We start from the raw sequence: 18,345 nt of genomic DNA, 5'->3' as shown, positions 1-18,345 counted from the left end.
GTTTCAACTATTATACTAAGCACATAGTGAAAGCAACAAATTTGAACTGTCTTCTAACTGTAAAAACGCCAGACTTCGCTTAGGAAGTGGCGTTTGCAGTGACGATATACCAGGCACCTTCTTTTAAGAATGGTGTGATCGAAATGTTTTCAAACCCAGCTTTCGTTAGATCTTCTTTCAATTCTTCCTTACTTGGTAATGGATACAGATTCTCATGCAACGTCATGAAGGCATTGAATGCTGCTGAGAAAGGTGCACCATGTGAACTGTCACGTAATGGTGTGACGAGAATGACTGTTCCATCATCCTTGACGAAACGACGAACTCCTTTTAATAGTGCAAGGCGTTCCGGTTGCGGGAAGTAATACAAAATATTATTCATCATGACACCGTCATATGTCTCTTTCACATCAAACGTTTTAATGTCTCCAACGACAAAATCAATCTCTCCGCTCGTATCTCGTCGTTTTGCTTCTGCGATGACGGATTCTTCAATATCGATTCCGGCAAGTCGTAAGTCCGGCAATGCCTCATGGATTTTACGGAGATACCCACCATAAGCACAACCAATATCAAGTAGTGAGGTCAGATTACGACTCCGAATGATATGGCGTACTGCTGGGAAAGCAACAGTCTCAACGAGAGCTGAAGTTTCAGCTACGATGTCTCCATGTTCCTCTCCATTAAAAGTCTTTTGTTGACCCTCTTCTAAAAATTGAGGATAAGAGAATAGTGCTGGCAAGTGCAACTCCATCATTTCCGATAACATGAATCCGATACTCCGATCGTCTGATTGAGAGAGTTCCGGAAGAACATGGCGAGTCGCTGTATAGCGTAAATCTTTTTTCTTCAAGTGACCGACTGCAACGCCGACTTCGAACCAGCGGGATAACGCTTCCTGTGTCAGCGGACGCTGCATCCGTAGCTGTGCCTCTGCTTGTGTTGCTCCTGTTTGAAGAGCATCGAATAATCCATATTTATAACCGATATACCCATGCCAAAGTGGTAACACCGGTTCTGCGCGTTTCATCCATTTTCGTGCTCGGAAAACTTTCGTCCATTCCTTCAACTGTGCCACAAGCGTTCCCCTCTCTACTGTTTAATACATCCCTTTTCCCAAATAACAACCACTTGTAAACAAAAATTACTAACGAACATGACAAAAAGAGTCCTTTTCAACCTATGAGGTCGAAAAGGACTCTTTGATCCCGCATGAACTTAGAAGAATTTCATACCGTATGGGAGTGAATAGCCTAGGAATACTGTCACAAGGACGAGCACGATGAATCCGATGACGAAACCGGAATAAGCTTTTCCTTTTTTAAGTCGAACAAGTGTCAACTCTCCGAAGATGAGCGACAATAAGCCAAGTGTAATCTTCGCATGGTAGAGTGGGTCTGGATTTTCAGACATCCCCATAATTTTGATGTACAGATAAAGACCTGTCGCGAACGTCAATAAGAGCAACAGACGGAACGCCATATGAATCCCTTTTGCAGCTTTTTTGTTGTTCTTGTACATCGAAAAAGCGACGAAGAACGTAACCAATAAAAGTACCCAAAGTAAGACGTGTGTGTGAACGAATGCTGTGATTGGCATTTCATTTCCTCCTTTCTTTTCCTATTTCATCGTATCTGATTTCAGGACGAACACCTAGTGTTATTTTGTTGATATATGGTTTTTTCAGGAGATTGTCACATGTGTAGACTGGACAAGTGGGAATTTGACGGTAAAAAGACTACCTTCCTTCACGACTGACTCGACATGAATTTCTCCACCATGACCCGTGACGATTTCCTTACAGATAGCTAGTCCTAGACCAGTCCCACCAATTTTTCGACTATCCGAGTTATCGACGCGATAGAACTTTTCGAATAGACGACTCAGCGATTGTTCTGGAATCCCGATTCCCTCATCTCGAACTTGAAGAATGACTTGATCAAGTGATGTCGTGAGTACGACATCGATCGCACCACCAGATGGTGAATATTTCACCGCATTATTCAATAAATTATTGAGCAACTGTCTGATTTTTTCTTCGTCTGCTTCAATGACAGGCAACTGATTTCCCTCGTGACGGAACGTAATCCGATGAGCCTGTGTCGAAGCCGCATAAAATTGTGTCGTTTCTTCAGCAATCGTATAGATGTTCACGGATGCTTTTTTATACGATTGTGTGCCCGACTCCATGCGCTGGACATCTAAGAAATCATTGACGAGATTCGCAAGACGTTCCGTTTCGGAATGGATCGTCCGCAAATATCGATCTTGGCGCGACTCTTCGATGTCTCGGTTGAGCATGAGTTCTGTAAATCCGTAAATCGAAGAGAGTGGCGTCCGAAGTTCATGAGAGACAGTTGAAACGAGTTCTGATTTCAAACGATCCATTTCAGTCTCTTTCGTCACATCACGCATGACGAGCATCGTTCCTTTATGTACGTGATGGATGTGGATCACCTCGACATAAAATTGAATGAATACCGTTTCGTTTCGAATCGAGAACTGTAAACTATCAGTCGGTAATTCTCCACGCAGAACTGCATCAACATAACGTCTAAAGACTTCTGGTTCGTCGACGACGGATCGAATGACTTCTAAGCACGTTTGCAATGTCTCCTGTTCAGTCTGGACATCGTAACGCAACTCCGGGAATAAATCGTATAATGGTCGATTGACGAAGACCTCTTCTTTACCCGGTTCAAGATAGATGACGGCCTCTCGAATCGAATCGAGAATCCGCTCCGTCTTCGTTTTCTCTTTCGTCATCTCGTCAAACAGCCGCATCCGTAAAAGCGATAGCGATAATTGGCGGGAGAAGGACATGACATCACGCATCTGTTCGTTCGTAAACTGATCGCGGTAACGGACAAGGTAGATGTACGCAATGATGTCATCTGCAGTGGGGTCGAGAATCGGTACAGCTGTTTCGTACATATAGTACGGATATGGCAATGGATGATTGCTTGCGACTTGTTTAGAAGAATGAACAGGTGACTTTAGTGACTCAGCTCGTTTTAAGAGAGACGCATCGTTTTGAAGCAGCTGTTCTGCCAATTCATCCGTCATTCCATACGTAACGACAGAATAACTATCTTCTTCATCAACAAATACTAATGCACCAATCTCAGAATCCGTGATCGTGACGAGCTTCTCGATGATTTCCGGATAAGCAGTCAACGACTCACGCGCCGCGAGCGTTTCTGTCAAATCATTCCGATACTGCAGATGTTGCTCATTCCGCATCGTCAGCTCTAATGCTTCTTCGAGTTCTTCTTGCTGTGCTTGTAATTCTTCCTGCTGTGCTTGCAATTCTTCCTGTTGCGCTTGTAATTCTTCATTTTTCGCTAATAAATGCTGCTTGTTCTCGGAAATTGAACTTGCCATCTGATTGAAGGATAACGCCAGAATTCCGATTTCATCTTTACGATTCGGTACTTTGACGCTCGAAACATCTTCACCGTTCGCAAGCCGTTGACTGTTCTTGACGAGAGATAATAATTCCATCGTGATGCGGCGGATAAACGGATAAATAAAGAAAATCAAGACGGCAAGTAAGACGACGATATTCGCTAACCAAATCAGCTGTGTCGTCCGGATTTCCCGTTCCAGTTGGTCACTCGTCCGTTGTGCCCAATCCTCTAAAAATTCACGATAACCGCCGAGTGCTAGCTCGCTCTTATTGATTTCCGAGAGTACATCAATGTTTCCTTGAGCATCTAATTGAATCTTACCTTCAGCTAATAATCGCTGACCAAGTGGCAGTTCAGCAAGTGTTGTTCCTTTTAAGAAGGATTCCGTGACATCTCCAGATTCTTTCGCTTCGACATACGATTGAATAAGCGGCAAAATCGCATCGAAATAATAACCATACAATTCTCTCGAGGACTGGGCGAATGCCTTTCCTTGATCATAAATCGCATTTTTTTCGAACCATTCTGTTTGCTGATCAATCTTATCTTGTTGAGCCATGACTTGATTGTATAGATCACCATTCCCCATCAAGGCATAACCGCGCATGTTGAACTGGACATCCTGCCACTCTTCCCATAAAGCACCCGCACGTGCACTCCGGTCACGGATATCTTCTAATTTCGCCCGAGTCGCCTGCAGTTTCGTATCGGTGTAGTTGTAGACGATCAATGATGAAATCATCAATGTAGCTAATACGACATAAAAGGAGGCCATGAGTTGACGTCCGATTTTTCGATTAATCCACTTGGTGATCACTCAGTATTCCTCCCACGACATCAATCAGTTCTAACGGACTAAAGGGCTTCGAGAAAAAGTAATTCGCTCCGATTTCTTCTGCTCGTTCGCGGTCTGATTGTTGACTTTTAGCCGTCAACATCATGATTTTTAAGTGTTGCTTATCTGGATGTTGTCGGACTTTTTCGATGACTTCAATCCCTGTCATTCCAGGCATCATGTAATCGAGTAAAACGAGATCATACTCAGCGTTCATGATTTTTTGATACGCTTCGTCACCGTCCGTCGCTTCGTCAATCGTATATCCTTCATCTTCTAGTGTATCGAGTACTAACATGCGTAAGACATCTTCGTCTTCTGCTAATAAAATACGCGCCATCTATTAAAACCTCCCAAAATTATCCATCATCAAAGTGACATATCTTCTTTATTTTACACAGTTCCTTCACAATAAGAAACGGAAATCACTTCAGAAACTGATTTTACCTCCTTCTTCTTCATCCCTCTTTCGACCCATACTAAAACCTCCCTCATCTCTACCTAAAGTAGGAGGATGAGGAAGGTCTCAGTAATTTAAATTAAATCAATCGTTTCTTCTAAAGCAAACGCATAGATGACCTTGCGTGAAATTCGAATATGAAGAATCGCTTCTAACGCTTCTTGATACAGATTCAACTGAGTTGCGTACCGATCCCGTAACACATCAGCAGGTGTCTGTCCGACTTCTGTCGTGACGATTTGATCCGATTTATAATCGAGCAAGATATATGACTCCCCATCCTGAATCAAACAGTCGACGATTCCTTGCATGACTGCGTCATCCACTGGACCTGTCCAGTCTTTCCGGAAACGCGATGCCCCGATCTTATATGTGAACGGCAACTCCCGATAGACGTGGTTCGTCCGTAATCGTTCGCTGAACAATTGTCCGATTTCAGAGTCGAGGAACCCTTGTAACTGTGCTGTCGCTTCCCGCATCGTCGTCGCTTCAATCGGCGTAATGCGTTCCGTTGCTTCCCACTGATCAATTTGTTGCGAAATCGATTCGTCCGGTTCATACAATTGCATCGCTAAGTGTAAGACCGTCCCTCGTTCCGCTCCACTTAAAACAGGTCCGAGGAATTGCGGCGTTCGGTAATACGTCGTCTGGCGATATGTCGTTTCGAATGCTGCACGTTCGAGCTGTTCCGCCCGCTTCAGTTCCGTGACGGTCTGTTTTGCTGCCGTCTCTATCGCAAGTGCATGCGGATACTGATATGAAAATGCCGCTTCGACGATTTCTTTGACTTGCGAATTAATCGGCACATCGATTTTTTCAAGCTTCTGGACGTGTTCAAGTTGCTCCACGAGTGTTGAGATTTCTTGATACGGTGCTAACTCCTCTAACGACATCACACGAAGCGACCAATCCGTCTCATCCGGACGTAGTAAACCACTGCGTAAGACTGCCGGAACGACCCATTCCGCATAACTCTTCGCTTGGCGCCGGTCATTTTCAGGTAGTAAGACTTCATCTGGTGGCGTCATCTGCCAAGTCGTCATTTGATTTTCTAAGTCCTTGACTGTTCCGACGAGAATCAACTTTTCCTTCGCTCGAGTCATCGCAACATACAAGACGCGCATCTCTTCTGCCTTCATCTCTCGATCCATTTCCCGGCGGATGACTTCTTTTAAGAGTGTCCCAGATCGCAAACGACGAATCGGATCAATCGCATCCAGGGCAATACCATACGTCTTATGCAACTGAATCGCCTGCATTTGATCCTGTTTGTTGAATTGCTTCGTCAATTGGCTGACGATCGTCACGGGGAACTCGAGTCCTTTTGATTGGTGGATTGTCATGATGCGAACGACGTCCTCGTCTTCTCCAAGCGAACGGGCTTCTGCGAAGTCTTCTCCTCGTTCAATTAATCGATTGATCAGACGAAGGAAACGATAGAGACCACGATAACCGGACGTCTCATATTGCTTCGCTCGCTCATATAAAGCGTTTAAGTTGGCTTGACGACTTTTGCCTCCGGCGAGACAGCCGACGTATTCAAAATAGCCGGTCTGATCAAAGAGCGATCGAATGAAGGCAGGTAGGGCACTCCCACGCGCTTCAGTTCGCCATGATTGAATCTGACGGATGATTTCATCCATTCGAATTCCGAGTGATGATTCCTCTGCCGCCATTGCGAGCGCTGCCTCATAAAAGCTTCCTTCTTTTTGTTTTGCTCGAATCCGTCCTAAATCTCGATCTGCCACCCCAAAAATCGGCGATCGTAACAGACTCGCGAATGGGATGTCTTGAAGCGGATTATCGATCGTCTTGAGCAATGCCATCATGATTTGAATTTCCGTCGCTTGGAAGTATCCGCCCGTCGTATCCGCATAGACCGGAATCTCATACTGTTCGAGCACTTCGACAAGCGCTTGGACACGCTTACCACGCGACCGTGCTAAGACGACGATATCGCGGTATTCACACGTTCGGAATCGGTTCGCTTTCGCATCGTAAATCAGATGTGGATGCTTCGAATCAACGAGTTCTAAAATTCGCGTTGCAATTGCTCGTGCTTCAACCTCTTCCTTTTCACTATCAAGTGGATCAATCAAAAGTAATTCAGGTGCCACTTGCTCCGATTCGAGATAACTCAGATTCCCAAGTCGAAGGTGCGCGGCTTCATCGTAATCAATCTCCCCGACCGTCTCATCCATCACTTGGCGGAAGATTTGATTCGTTCCATCCAGCACCTCAAGACGACTCCGAAAGTTTTTTGTTAAATCGATTCGTGTTCCAACGTCGGTCTGTTGGAATCGTTTGAATTTCTCAAGGAACAATCCTGGCTCTGCATGACGAAATTTATAGATGGATTGTTTGACATCACCGACCATGAATAGATTTCCTGTCGCCTCATCCGTTTTCGAGACCAATTGGATGATGCGTTCCTGAACCTCGTTCGTATCTTGATATTCGTCGACCAGTACTTCAACGAAGCGTTCCTTCAGAAGTTTTGCCACGTCTGACGGGTGTCCTTCGTCCGTCAAAATCTCTAATGCAAAATGTTCAAGATCCGAAAAATCGACGATACCACGTTGTTGTTTCGCTTCGAGATAATCGCTTGCAAATTGACGTACGAGTGTCACGATCGTCTCCACGTGTCGAAGCTGCGACCGCAAGTCCTCCAAGTAATCAACACCAGTCTTTTGGACGAACAGCTCTTTCATTTTCTTGAACTCCGCTACGAGTCGCGTCCGCTCTGCTTGAAACGGTTTGATTCCTTCATCCCCGCGTGGACTCTTCCAGCGACCGAACTCTACTGCTTGAAAAGCAAGCGCAACCATCGACCAGTGGCGTGCCGACGTCTCAAGCGAGGTAAAAGGAGCAATGTCCTGAAGCATCATCTGTCCCATTTCCGTATAACCAGACTGCTCCAGCTCAAAAGCAAGTTCTCGGTAACGTCCTAATACATTCGAGAGACTTTCCCACTCTAATTCGACTAGTCGTTGCATGAGTGGAGAATCATCCGGGTCAATCGGCTGATCGTACTGACTGATTAAATGTGCATAAAAAGCTTCCGGATCCGGTAAGGAACGGGAAAACCGATAGAGATTCGAAATCAGTGTCAGCATCGCTTGATCATCGCGATCTGACGTATAACTATCAATCAAATCATAGAATCCCGGGTCCTCAGAAGCATAAAAGGACTCAAAGACCGCTTCTAAGACATCGTCTTGCAATAACAGTAATTCAGATTCATCGGCAATTCGAAACGCAGGATCTAAACCAATCCGGTAATAATTCTCGCGCAGAATCGACAAACAGAACGAATGAATCGTTGTAATTTGTGCCCGGTTCATCAATTGACGCTGTTTTTTCAAATACAAATCATCAGGTGCCTCTTTGATGCGCTGGTCCATGACCTCGATGACCCGCGTCTTCATCTCACGTGCTGCCGCATTCGTAAAGGTAGCGACGAGAATCCGATCAGCCGACAGCTCATCTTCGGGATCAATCAATCGTTGCGTCAGCCGTTCAACGAGGACCGCTGTCTTCCCTGATCCCGCTGCCGCTGAGACGAGGATATGTCCACCTCTAGCTGAAATGGCTTGTTGTTGTTCTTCCGTCCAACGCACGCTCATTCTTCTTCCTCCTTCAACCGTTCCAGTACCTCTTTTTCAGACATCGGTTTTAATGGGCGATACTGATTCCCAAGCGATTCATCGAACTGACAGACTGAACGATACTCACAAAAACTACACGGTGTCCGTTCCTGATAATCGAATGGATTGATGGCGATATCCCCATCATAGATATCTTGACTGCTGTCTTTTAATGCCTCCCATGCATGATCCATCAGCGCTGATAAATCTTCCTCTTGTACGACACCTTTCGTCTGCGTCTTATGCAGTCCGTTTTTTGTGAATGTCACTTTGACGAGCGGTGATTTTTTTCGTTCATCGTACGCAATATGATCCATCGCTCGTAGTACCTCGTCATTCTCGAGAATGACGCCTTGCATTTGATAGGACTCGAGTAACAGTTGGTTGCGCTCTTCTTCGTCAGCCGATAAATCGCCCCGTAACATCGGGTTTTTGACGTGGAAATATAACGCACCAGCTGGTTTTGCCTGCCGCTGATAGAGCAACTCCGACTGCTCCACGACCGTCTTCAAATACAACAACATCTGAATCGCAAGCCCATAATAGATTTCCGCAAAATCCAGTCCTCGAGCACTCGATTTGTAATCAATGATTCGAACGTATAGCTGATCACCGATCGTCGCCTGATCAATCCGGTCGATGCGACCCGTGAATTCAATTTCTGTTCCATCCGGTAACGTAAAGCGTAATGGTGGGAACGTCGCGTTCCCAAAACTGATTTCAAATAAGTCGGGTTCAAAATCTGTTCGTTTTGCTTGTTCAACAAGCATTTTAGCTGTTTGCTCCACGACATCCGTCAATTTTTTCTTGATATACCCGAACCGACTCGAACTCATCAAAATCGCATTCTGAATTTCCGGTGTCACCTTTTCGACAGCTTCCTTCGCAAGTGTCCCGCACGTCTCGCCATCGACCTCTCGCCAGTGTCGTCCGGAAGCTTTAATACTGAGCGACAGATCATTTAATGCACCGTGGAACAGATTTCCGATGTCTGGTGCTTCAAATTTATACAGCTTTCGCTCGCGTAAGCGAAGTCCGTATCGGGCAAAATGCTTATACGAGCAGGCGTTATAGGTCTCAAAACGCGAAACGCTCGCTTGCAGTGAATCACCATATAAACGATGCGCCAACCCTTCCGGCAAGGCTTCCGCTTTATTTTGATAGAACAAGGCACTCGAGAATAACCCCATCCGTTCACGTCCCTGTCCATTTTCGAGAAGCGTGTTGTACACTTCGAACCAAATCGGTTGAATCGGATAACGTCGTTGAAGACGCCGGAGTTCAATCGCTGTCGCTGCTGCCGCGCGATATGGACTCGTCACAAAATCAAGTTGTTCTTGCGGTGCGTGTTCCCCAGCTTCTGCAAAGTGTGTTTTGATCGGACGATCGAGCAACAGTTGTCGCTTTAATTGTTTGGTGATCGCTGCCGGCTGAAGCGCCTTTCCTTCTTCATCGACAAGTGCGTAACTGACATACAAGGCTTCACTTGGAGCCATCATCCCTTGATACAGGTAAAACAGCTCATCATCAAACACATCAAGAGACGCTTTCCCAACCGGAATACCATGTTCATGTAAAAAGTCATGATCATTTTCGGACAGTAACTTTGATTGATTTTGAACGAACGGAATCAGACCATCATTCGCTCCCAGTAAAAAGACGACTTTTACTCGTTGTAATCGTCCACGGACATAGTCCGTCGCGATCACTTGATCGAGCGATGGCGGAACAAGTGCAAAACGAAGGCTCTCAAGTCCTGTCTCGACCATCTGAACGAACAGCTCCGTCGATAACGTATGCTCAGGCGCAGCAGCTTCTAGCTGTTCGAATAGATGAAGTATCGCTTCGTATACTTGATCATGTTCTCGGGCAACAAGTAACTGATCCTGCTCTAGTGCCTGCTTACGCCATTCCATTAAACGCTCTGCAATTTTTTGTTCTTCGAGGAATTGATAAAGACCTTTCGTATACGCGCTCATCGTCTTCGCCTGCTTTAACCTACGGTGCAACGGTTCAATCAAGTCGACGACGAATGTTCGTAAATGGTTCAGTTCTTCTTCTTGCGCAAGCTCCTCTTCCGTTAAGCGAACTTCCTCTGCTAAGCGTCGCTTTAATTGCCACGGTTGTTGCCACATCGATCCTTTGATGCCGCGTTCGAGCACGAACGTCTCGAAACGATCGAGCGCTAGACGCGCATCTTCTGCGGGAATCGGCAAGAGCTCCGTCTTCAGTAAACGAAAGACTGTTTCTTCCCGATAACCTGATGTCACGATGTCTAAAGCGGATTGAATCAAGTCAACAAGCGGATGATGAACCATCGACTCACGTTGATCCAAGAAATATGGAACATCATACATGTGGAAGGCTCGTTCCAAGTGATCCGCATACGGCTCAAGATGTCGCACGACGAATGCCATCTCATGAAAGCGATACCCTTTTTGTCGAACGAGTTGAATCGCTTTCCGCACGGCTGATTCTGCTTCAACTTGACGGTTAACTGCAGCTGTCATCTGAAAGCCGTCAATGTCATGATCGACAGGAGGATATCCCGGCTTCAACAAGGCCTGCTCCAAATGTCGTAGCCCTTCTGATTGAAACTTGATTGGTTGATCATACAAGATTTCTTCGTATGGAATCGACAGCTCCTGCATTTGACCGATCAACTGCATGTAGCATCGCTGAGACACACCAAAAGAAGTTTGTTTCGCATAAGGATCCGTTGCGTCCATTGTAAAACTAATATGCATTTCAGCCACTTGTTGCATCAAGGCGAGTAAAACTTGTTGTTCCTGGAGCGAAAATTCATAAAATCCGTCGACGATGATCGTCGCTTGATCAAGTCGCGCTTTGGGAAGTAATTCGAGTAACGTCGTATAGTAATCGTCTGCATGGAGTGCTTTATCGACAATTCGTTCCGTAAAGCGCTCATAAATCAACGCAAGGTCGTTTAATTTCGGTGACCGTTCGAGAGAGCGATCACTCACTTGACGCAACATGTCTGGCTCAATCAACGAACGTTTAAACGACGCAATGAGCTCATCAAGTCCTTGGAAAAATCCTGGCATGTTTTTAGTTCGTTTAAAAATCTTCAGTTCGTCTTCTGATTCCTCAACGACCTGTCGCAGTAATAGCTGTGTCCCCGTCTCATCAAGAAATGGAATCGCTTGATTCCCGTAATCGCGTAAAATATGAAACGCAAAGCGCCGTAGACTCATGACCTCAAGACGAACAAGACCTGCTATCCGTTCATCTGTCGCAATCCGCCGCTCCATTTCAAATGACATCTGATCTGGAACGATGAAATACATCTTCTCCCCTAATGGTCGTTGCTCGAGTTCTTGTACGACGCGCTCGATCAATTGTGTCGTTTTCCCACTACCGGCACGACCAATATGCATATGGTTCATCAAGAAAACCTCCTCCTCGTTTTTCTTTACTCTTAGTATCTCACAAACAAGAACAAATGTACTGTTTTTGGCGCATGTCTTCTACGTATAAATTTGCTATAATCAGGACACATCCTATGTAAGGCAGGTGATGCTCCTTGTCACTTTACGAAACCATCGGAGGCGAGCATGTACTCACATCCTTGGTTCGCTCGTTCTATCATCAAGTCTACCATGATTCACTGTTGCGACCGTTGTTCCCTGACGATCGACAACGTGTCGAACAGGCACAACTCGTCTTCTTGACCCAATTGACAGGGGGACCGCGCGACCCGGATCAACCGCCGGCGAGTTTAGCGATGATTCACCGGTTATTACCGATTCAAAAAGAACATGCCATCCGTTGGTTGGAACTGATGGAAGTAGCTGCTCTTGATACAATTCCAAATGAAGAAGCACGACTTCAACTACTCGATCGATTACGAATTGGCGCGATGAATGTACTACGCGTTTGTGAAGCACACCAGATGGACTGAGGGATTTTTCTTTCTCATCTGTCCATTTCCATGTAAAATAATAAATGGAGGCGATAAAACATGACGGAAGAACAAGAACAACGACCTGAACTCGTAAAGAATGCGATCGAGCAAGCCGAAGCATCGACGAACGAGGATGACACGCTCGAGGAAGAGCAAACCGAAGAACAAAAAAAATTGGATCACATCAAAGGTCTCGTAACCCTTGAACGCGGATCTGATTACTATCGTGTCGTTTTTTATGACGACCATAAACACTTGATTTTCAAGGAACTCGATTACGACCGTGTCGACTTCGTAGGTCGTTTCTACAATGATAGCTTTGATCCGACAAACTTGACGGAACTAGAAGAAATCGCAGAAAAAGCACTCTCGACTTCTTTACGAAAACGATTCTTGTAATGCATGAAATAAGCCGTCCTCCGATTGGAGAACGGCTTATTTTTATTGATCAGATTGTTTTTTCTTCCGACGAAGGACGTAAGCAAGGACCCCACCTGCGACAGCGATCCCTGTTGCCGCTAAGATCGGTAATAAGACCTTTTTGTTAGATGCTAGTTTTTGTTTGACTTGCTCTAGGCGCGACTCATTCGTCTCCTTCAAGGCGATAGATGTCCGACGGTTCATCGTGACGTGTTTCGCAGCATCCGTCACGACGATGCGTTTCGTGACCCAACGGCGATTTCCAGCATCATCGACGACCAATTGTCGTGCCCGTTTAATTCCTTTGATTCGTTTACCCGGTGTATTTTCCGGACGTACGATGCGGGAACTGATAAAGCGTCTGCCTCCAGTCGCACCAAATCCAGGCTGTAGTTTTCGGCGATTTAACCATTCGTATGATTCATTCATCGTGTCGCGGTAAAAGTTACCGCTTCACCTCCCTATGATTTCTCTCTCTACTGTTTCTCCTTACGTAAGTAAGATTCCTGTTATGTGTTTCCACTTTTCACCGATTCTTAAACTCCGGCAATTGAAAACGACGTTGCATTTCATACGCCAGTTCCAGCGTTTTAATCCGTTGTCGCTCGATGCTGTATGCCGAGGCATCCGTATCGATACATTGCCCGGTCTGAAATTCGACTTGTACTTTTCCCGATTTTTTCTGAACAGTCTTCATCTGTTTAAAATTAATCCAAATACATTCTGCCTTTTCTTTTGCGGTCGTTGGAAAGAAAATCGTCTGTGCTTGCCAATCCACTAAAACAGGTGTCTTTCGGTTCGGACCAAGAATATGCCGCGCTGCTTCAATTCTTCCACGCATCGACGAACCAAAATACAAACAGGATTCTTCAATTAATTTAATCGGATGACCATCTAAAATGCTCTCAGAATGTTCCTTGATAACGAGTGTCTGCGGCTCTCCGTACTGACCATATTGCGGGATCAAGGCTAACGTTTCTTCCGTAACTGGGTATGACATATTCTTCGCTCCCTTCCTGGACTACATTGGTTATATCAAATAATCAGTTATGTTGTTTAGTCCTGCTAGTTATTTCCTAATGAAAAAAACGAGATCCAAAGATCCCGTTTTTAATATTTCTCTGTCTTACTTTCATTTTGATTCTCCATTTGTTCGATGAAGTGCCTTGGAAAATTAAAAATCACACAAACTTTTCCGACTCCATTTCCCGCAGAGCGATTCTCGATTGCGACCGTCCCGTCATGACGCTCGACGATCCGTTTGACAATATAAAGACCTAAACCGAACTTCCCTTCCTTACCACGTGAGAATTGATGGAACAGTGGTGAGGAGGCGTCAAGCGGTGGTCCATCATTTTCGATTTCAATATGAACATGATCCGATGTTCCGGACAATCGGATATCGATTCGTGTTTCGGCATAACGAATCGCATTGTCCATGACATTTTCGAGCGCAACACGCAACTGCTCTCCTTCACCAAGAACGATTCCTGCTTCCCCACTGACATGCCACTCGAGTGACTTCGTCCCGGAAAAGCGATTTTTCAACAGATGCACCATCCGGTCGATGTCAACATTGTCCCACGTCGAACGATCGAGCTCGAAATAGTCGAGCTTCGTGACGTAGAGTAAAGCCGCGACTTTTTTCTCTAATCGTTCCGCTTCTTCATCAATGACGGATACGGATCCGGTCAAATCACCATCAGGATAAATCCCGTCTGAGATAGACTGGGCATAACTTCGGATGACCATGATCGGCGTCTTCAAATCATGGGAGATGTTTTGAAGTAATGATTTTTGTGCCTTATCTTGTTTTTCAAGATCCATTCGCATCGCATCGACCGATCGTGCGAGTCGTCCAATCTCATCCCCACGGTCAAGCGGAAGTGGTGTGTCCCACTTTTGAGCCGCAATTTTCCCAACCGCTCCCTCGATCTCAACGAGTGGATGTGTCAAACGTCGCGCTAACCAAAAGGCAATGAATAACGTAAAGATACTCCCAATGATGACGACGAATCCGATTTTCGAGAACAACTGTGTAATCAGTTCTTGCCGATACGCATCCCAAACATAAGAGACACGATAATAGGTTTCGCCGCTAACCTCGATTTTTCGAATACTGTAATAGACGTCTTCTTTATCAAGACGAGTTGTATACTTTGCTGTAACGGTCTTTTGATCAATTGCATCACGGTACATCTGATTGATCAGTTGTTGTGGCGCTCCACCGTAGTAGAGTTTGCCGTTTTTAGAAAGGAGTAAGATGTTAACAGAACGAGACTCCTGTTTTCGGCGGTCGAATTCGATCGGATTATCCTGTAACATCTCGATGACAGAAGCATCTTTCGAGAAGAAGACTTCACTATTCTCAAGTGTCGCATAGACCTGTTCATCGATGAAATTTCCAATCGATGAACGGATGACCAGGAGAATGACCGCAGAAAGCGTGACGATGACGAGCAGAAACATCGCCCAAATCTGGAATCCGAGACTGCGGTTTTTCATGCAGACACCAAGCGATAACCGATGCCGTAAATCGTTTCGAGCTCAAGCTTCGATAATTTTTTACGGACGCGACGAACGAGATCATCGACGACTCGGTCTGAACCGAAATAATCGTCACCCCAGACGCTGACAAGAATCTGCTCGCGTGACATCGGCGTCCCGATTTGTGTAGCGAATAAAATCAACAAATCGTACTCTTTCGACGTCAAATCGATTTCTTGACCATTCTCTTCGATGATTCGTTTCTCTGGATAAATCATATAATCGCCGTATTGGATGACACCACTCTTTGGTGTCGCATACGTTCGTGCCAAAATCTTTTTGACGCGGATGACGAGTTCTCGCGGAAGGAATGGTTTTGCGATGTAATCGTCTGATCCCATCTCAAGACCAATGATTTTATCGATGTCCTCATCCCGAGCCGAGATGAAGATGACAGGTGTCGTCTCATCATGTGCCTTGATCCGTTTAATCAATTGAAAACCATCCATATCCGGTAGCATGATGTCTAAAATCCATAAGTCAGGCTTTTCAACGATGGCAGAGGCCGCTGCCTCACCAGACGTAAATGATTTCACTTGCCATCCTTCTTGCTCCAAATATTTCACGAGTACACGGTTCAAGTTCACTTCATCATCAACTAAATAGATTGTATGCATGGCTCTCACTCCTCGACTAATGTGCTTTGTTTCAGTGTATCAAAGGAATTCCGCAAAATTATGGGAGAGTGGATAATAATTCAAAAAAACCTTTCTTTTCAAAAGAAAAGAAAGGCGAAGTCATAAATTTTCTATTATTTGACGAGACGGAGCGCTGGATACGCTACTTGCTCGTTCTTTGAAGTCACAGGTGTTGCCTGTTGACGACGTTCCATTTTTACGACGTGCGTCAAAAATCCAACGCCGCCTCCTAGCAATACCGTTACACCCGTCATTAATAGAATCTCCATTTTCTTCGCCACCTTTTCCATCGCAATTGATAATCAGTATCATCCTCAAACTGACTATATCATGCTCAAACGAAAATGAGAAGCGTTCTCATGAAATTAATCGTCTAAAAACTTTTGTTGTTCCAGTTCATGGCGTTTTCGAATGATTTCCTTCCAATCAAATTGTCCTTGTTCGAGTCCATTGATTAAAATTTCAGCAGTTCCGACATTCGTCGCAAGCGGCAAATCGTATACGTCACATAATCGAATGAGTGCCGAGACGTCCGGCTCATGCGGTTGGGCCGTCAGTGGATCGCGTAAAAAAATCACGATATCGATTTTTCCTTGTGCTACCAGCGCTCCGATTTCCTGATCTCCGCCAAGCGGACCTGACTTACAGCGATGGACGTGCAGATCGGTTGCTTCCATGATCCGTTGTCCGGTTGTTCCTGTCGCGTATAATGTATTTTTCTTAAAGAATGCGGCGTAAGCCCGTGTAAAGCCCATCATCTCATCCTTTTTCTCATCATGTGCAATCAAAGCGATATTCATTCGTATCCCCTCCTTCTTGTCTATGCACAGAAAAAGAACTTCAGAAACCTGAAGTTCTTGAGACAGTCATGAATTCGTCGGTTGTTTCTTCAACACGGTCCGTAAAATCTTCCCGGTCGTATTACGAGGTAATTGATCGATGAACTCAATCTGTGTCGGACATTTATATTTCGCGAGTGATGTAGCACAGAACGCCTGCGTTTCCTCTTCCGTCATCGTCTCACGAGCAACAACGAATGCTTTGACAGCTTCGCCCATCTCCTCATCCGGTATGCCGATGACGGCGGCTTCGATGACGTTCGGATGCTGATAGAGGACTTCTTCGACTTCACGCGGGTAGACATTGTACCCACCGACGATGATCATATCTTTTTTGCGATCGACGATATAGAAATACCCGTCTTCATCTCGACGAGCCAAATCACCCGTATATAACCAGCCATCGCGTAACGTCGCTTGCGACTCTTCCGGCATCTTGTAATAACCGGTCATGACGTTTGGTCCCCGAACGATCAATTCTCCGACTTGACCATCTGGTAATTCTTGTCCGAGTTCATCGACGACTTTGTTTTCGACATCGACGATCGATGTTCCAATCGAGCCTGGTTTTTGAACACCATTGACCGGATTGAAACAAGTGACGGGTGATGCTTCCGATAAACCATATCCTTCGAGGATATGACATTGGAATGTTCGATCAAATGCTTCAAGAAGCGGCACTGGAAGACTCGCTCCCCCTGAGACGAACAAACGTGTTGATTCAAAATAGGTCGCATATTCCGGATGAGCCTTCACGGTTTGCAGTAAAAAATTATACATCGTCGGTACACCCGCAAAAATCGTCACCTGTTCTTTTTTCGCTAACTCAAACGTCTCTTGTGGTGAAAAACGTGAAGCAATGATGATTGACGCTCCATGTGCGAGTGACGCATTGACGACGACCGTCAAACAAAAGACATGGAACATCGGTAATACGGCAAGTGTCCGGTCGTTACTGGATACATGTAGATAATCCCCAATCGAGCGCGCATTCGACGTCAGATTACGGTGGGATAACATCGCACCTTTTGGTTTTCCTGTCGTTCCACTCGTATAAAGAATGACAGCGATGTCGTCCAGTTCATTCGTCACTTCGGTCAAGGGATGTTCGATTTCGAGCCAGCGATCGAGCGTGATGAACGTCACTTGTTGATGTGTTTCGTTTGGTCCTTCCTGATCCGCGTAAGGAACAGAGACGACAATCTTGAGATTCGGTAAATGCACGAGACGATCTTTTGCAGCTTCGACGAGTGGTGCAATGCCTAAAATCCCCTTCACATCACCGTTCATCAGGATATACCCGATTTCATCCGGTGTATATGTAGGGTTGATTGGAATCGCGATTGCCCCTTGTTTCATGATGGCGTAATATGCCACTAGGAATGCTGGGCTATTCCCTAAAATCAGCGCGACATGATCATCTTTTCGGATTCCGTTCGCTTCGAGTGCGCCGGCTGCCCGATGAAACTTCTCGACAAATTCACGATAGCTGACTTGCGTGTCCTCAAACACATACGCCGTTGAATCCGGATGTGTTCGAGCGGTTTCTTCGACGGATTGAATCAATCCAAGCATGAGCAAAATTCCCCTTTCGAATGAATGACTATTCATTTTTTACGTAAAA

15 protein-coding genes are annotated in these 18,345 nt (G+C 45.4%); 2 read left to right on the top strand and 13 right to left on the bottom strand.

What is annotated here, in order from left to right:
* Nucleotides 1-79: 79 nt before the first annotated feature.
* The 6 genes from N179_RS00430 to addB all read right to left on the bottom strand — a co-directional run bounded on the left by N179_RS00430 (nucleotide 80) and on the right by addB (nucleotide 11,759).
* Nucleotides 80-1,078, bottom strand: a complete 999-nt coding sequence (locus N179_RS00430; protein WP_023467393.1) for a class I SAM-dependent methyltransferase — start codon at nucleotides 1,076-1,078, stop codon at nucleotides 80-82.
* Between the two features lie 140 nt (nucleotides 1,079-1,218).
* Entirely contained in the window at nucleotides 1,219-1,599 is a 381-nt protein-coding gene (locus N179_RS00425; RefSeq protein WP_023467392.1) for a DUF1516 family protein, read from the bottom strand.
* 84 nt (nucleotides 1,600-1,683) lie between these two features.
* On the bottom strand, nucleotides 1,684-4,227 hold the full coding sequence (locus N179_RS00420) for a HAMP domain-containing sensor histidine kinase (RefSeq protein WP_083639871.1): 2,544 nt from the start codon (nucleotides 4,225-4,227) through the stop codon (nucleotides 1,684-1,686).
* Nucleotides 4,208-4,585, bottom strand: a complete 378-nt coding sequence (locus tag N179_RS00415) for a response regulator (protein WP_023467390.1) — start codon at nucleotides 4,583-4,585, stop codon at nucleotides 4,208-4,210. The genes N179_RS00420 and N179_RS00415 overlap by 20 nt, the downstream gene beginning before the upstream one ends.
* A 194-nt stretch (nucleotides 4,586-4,779) precedes the next feature.
* Nucleotides 4,780-8,331: a helicase-exonuclease AddAB subunit AddA gene (addA, locus tag N179_RS00410; RefSeq protein ID WP_075641997.1), complete on the bottom strand. Its 3,552-nt coding sequence runs from the start codon at nucleotides 8,329-8,331 to the stop codon at nucleotides 4,780-4,782.
* Nucleotides 8,328-11,759, bottom strand: a complete 3,432-nt coding sequence (gene addB, locus N179_RS00405) for a helicase-exonuclease AddAB subunit AddB (RefSeq protein ID WP_075641996.1) — start codon at nucleotides 11,757-11,759, stop codon at nucleotides 8,328-8,330. The genes addA and addB overlap by 4 nt, the downstream gene beginning before the upstream one ends.
* Nucleotides 11,760-11,896: 137 nt before the next feature.
* Between addB and N179_RS00400 the strand changes: the two genes are divergently transcribed.
* Together N179_RS00400 and N179_RS00395 are read left to right on the top strand one after the other, a co-directional pair.
* Nucleotides 11,897-12,274, top strand: coding sequence for a truncated hemoglobin (locus N179_RS00400; RefSeq protein ID WP_035398458.1), 378 nt, complete (start codon nucleotides 11,897-11,899; stop codon nucleotides 12,272-12,274).
* Between the two features lie 60 nt (nucleotides 12,275-12,334).
* Entirely contained in the window at nucleotides 12,335-12,676 is a 342-nt protein-coding gene (locus tag N179_RS00395) for a hypothetical protein (protein WP_023467386.1), read from the top strand.
* A gap of 42 nt (nucleotides 12,677-12,718) precedes the next feature.
* Here the strand turns inward: N179_RS00395 and N179_RS00390 are convergent, their stop codons facing one another.
* The 7 genes from N179_RS00390 to N179_RS00365 form a co-directional block, all read right to left on the bottom strand.
* Entirely contained in the window at nucleotides 12,719-13,126 is a 408-nt protein-coding gene (locus N179_RS00390) for a hypothetical protein (RefSeq protein WP_023467385.1), read from the bottom strand.
* Nucleotides 13,127-13,223: 97 nt separating this feature from the next.
* The gene (locus tag N179_RS00385; RefSeq protein ID WP_035398461.1) at nucleotides 13,224-13,697 is read right to left on the bottom strand and encodes a competence protein ComK; all 474 of its coding nucleotides are present in this window, start codon (nucleotides 13,695-13,697) and stop codon (nucleotides 13,224-13,226) included.
* 110 nt (nucleotides 13,698-13,807) lie between these two features.
* Nucleotides 13,808-15,202 (bottom strand): HAMP domain-containing sensor histidine kinase, encoded by a 1,395-nt coding sequence (locus N179_RS00380; RefSeq protein WP_023467382.1) that lies wholly within the window; start codon nucleotides 15,200-15,202, stop codon nucleotides 13,808-13,810.
* The gene (locus N179_RS00375; protein ID WP_023467381.1) at nucleotides 15,199-15,861 is read right to left on the bottom strand and encodes a response regulator transcription factor; all 663 of its coding nucleotides are present in this window, start codon (nucleotides 15,859-15,861) and stop codon (nucleotides 15,199-15,201) included. Before N179_RS00375 ends, N179_RS00380 begins: the two co-directional genes overlap by 4 nt.
* 134 nt (nucleotides 15,862-15,995) lie before the next feature.
* Nucleotides 15,996-16,151 (bottom strand): hypothetical protein, encoded by a 156-nt coding sequence (locus N179_RS17010; RefSeq protein ID WP_023467380.1) that lies wholly within the window; start codon nucleotides 16,149-16,151, stop codon nucleotides 15,996-15,998.
* Nucleotides 16,152-16,247: 96 nt separating this feature from the next.
* Complete coding sequence (gene mgsA / locus N179_RS00370) at nucleotides 16,248-16,682, bottom strand: methylglyoxal synthase (protein ID WP_023467379.1); 435 nt, start codon at nucleotides 16,680-16,682, stop codon at nucleotides 16,248-16,250.
* Between the two features lie 66 nt (nucleotides 16,683-16,748).
* The gene (locus tag N179_RS00365) at nucleotides 16,749-18,296 is read right to left on the bottom strand and encodes a fatty acid--CoA ligase family protein (RefSeq protein ID WP_075641995.1); all 1,548 of its coding nucleotides are present in this window, start codon (nucleotides 18,294-18,296) and stop codon (nucleotides 16,749-16,751) included.
* Nucleotides 18,297-18,345 lie beyond the last annotated feature (49 nt).

It is taken from the genome of Exiguobacterium indicum HHS 31, assembly GCF_001939065.1.
GTDB lineage: Bacteria > Bacillota > Bacilli > Exiguobacteriales > Exiguobacteriaceae > Exiguobacterium_A > Exiguobacterium_A indicum.
This window is presented reverse-complemented; position numbering and strand designations above follow the sequence as displayed.

Coding starts and splice junctions, on each gene's coding strand:
- N179_RS00425 (WP_023467392.1), bottom strand. CDS start 1,599: ATGCCAATCACAGCATTCGTTCACACACACGTCTTACTTTGGGTACTT.
- N179_RS00415 (WP_023467390.1), bottom strand. CDS start 4,585: ATGGCGCGTATTTTATTAGCAGAAGACGAAGATGTCTTACGCATGTTA.
- addA (WP_075641997.1), bottom strand. CDS start 8,331: ATGAGCGTGCGTTGGACGGAAGAACAACAACAAGCCATTTCAGCTAGA.
- addB (WP_075641996.1), bottom strand. CDS start 11,759: ATGAACCATATGCATATTGGTCGTGCCGGTAGTGGGAAAACGACACAA.
- N179_RS00395 (WP_023467386.1), top strand. CDS start 12,335: ATGACGGAAGAACAAGAACAACGACCTGAACTCGTAAAGAATGCGATC.
- N179_RS00390 (WP_023467385.1), bottom strand. CDS start 13,126: ATGAATGAATCATACGAATGGTTAAATCGCCGAAAACTACAGCCTGGA.
- N179_RS00385 (WP_035398461.1), bottom strand. CDS start 13,697: ATGTCATACCCAGTTACGGAAGAAACGTTAGCCTTGATCCCGCAATAT.
- N179_RS00380 (WP_023467382.1), bottom strand. CDS start 15,202: ATGAAAAACCGCAGTCTCGGATTCCAGATTTGGGCGATGTTTCTGCTC.
- N179_RS00375 (WP_023467381.1), bottom strand. CDS start 15,861: ATGCATACAATCTATTTAGTTGATGATGAAGTGAACTTGAACCGTGTA.
- N179_RS17010 (WP_023467380.1), bottom strand. CDS start 16,151: ATGGAGATTCTATTAATGACGGGTGTAACGGTATTGCTAGGAGGCGGC.
- mgsA (WP_023467379.1), bottom strand. CDS start 16,682: ATGAATATCGCTTTGATTGCACATGATGAGAAAAAGGATGAGATGATG.
- N179_RS00365 (WP_075641995.1), bottom strand. CDS start 18,296: ATGCTTGGATTGATTCAATCCGTCGAAGAAACCGCTCGAACACATCCG.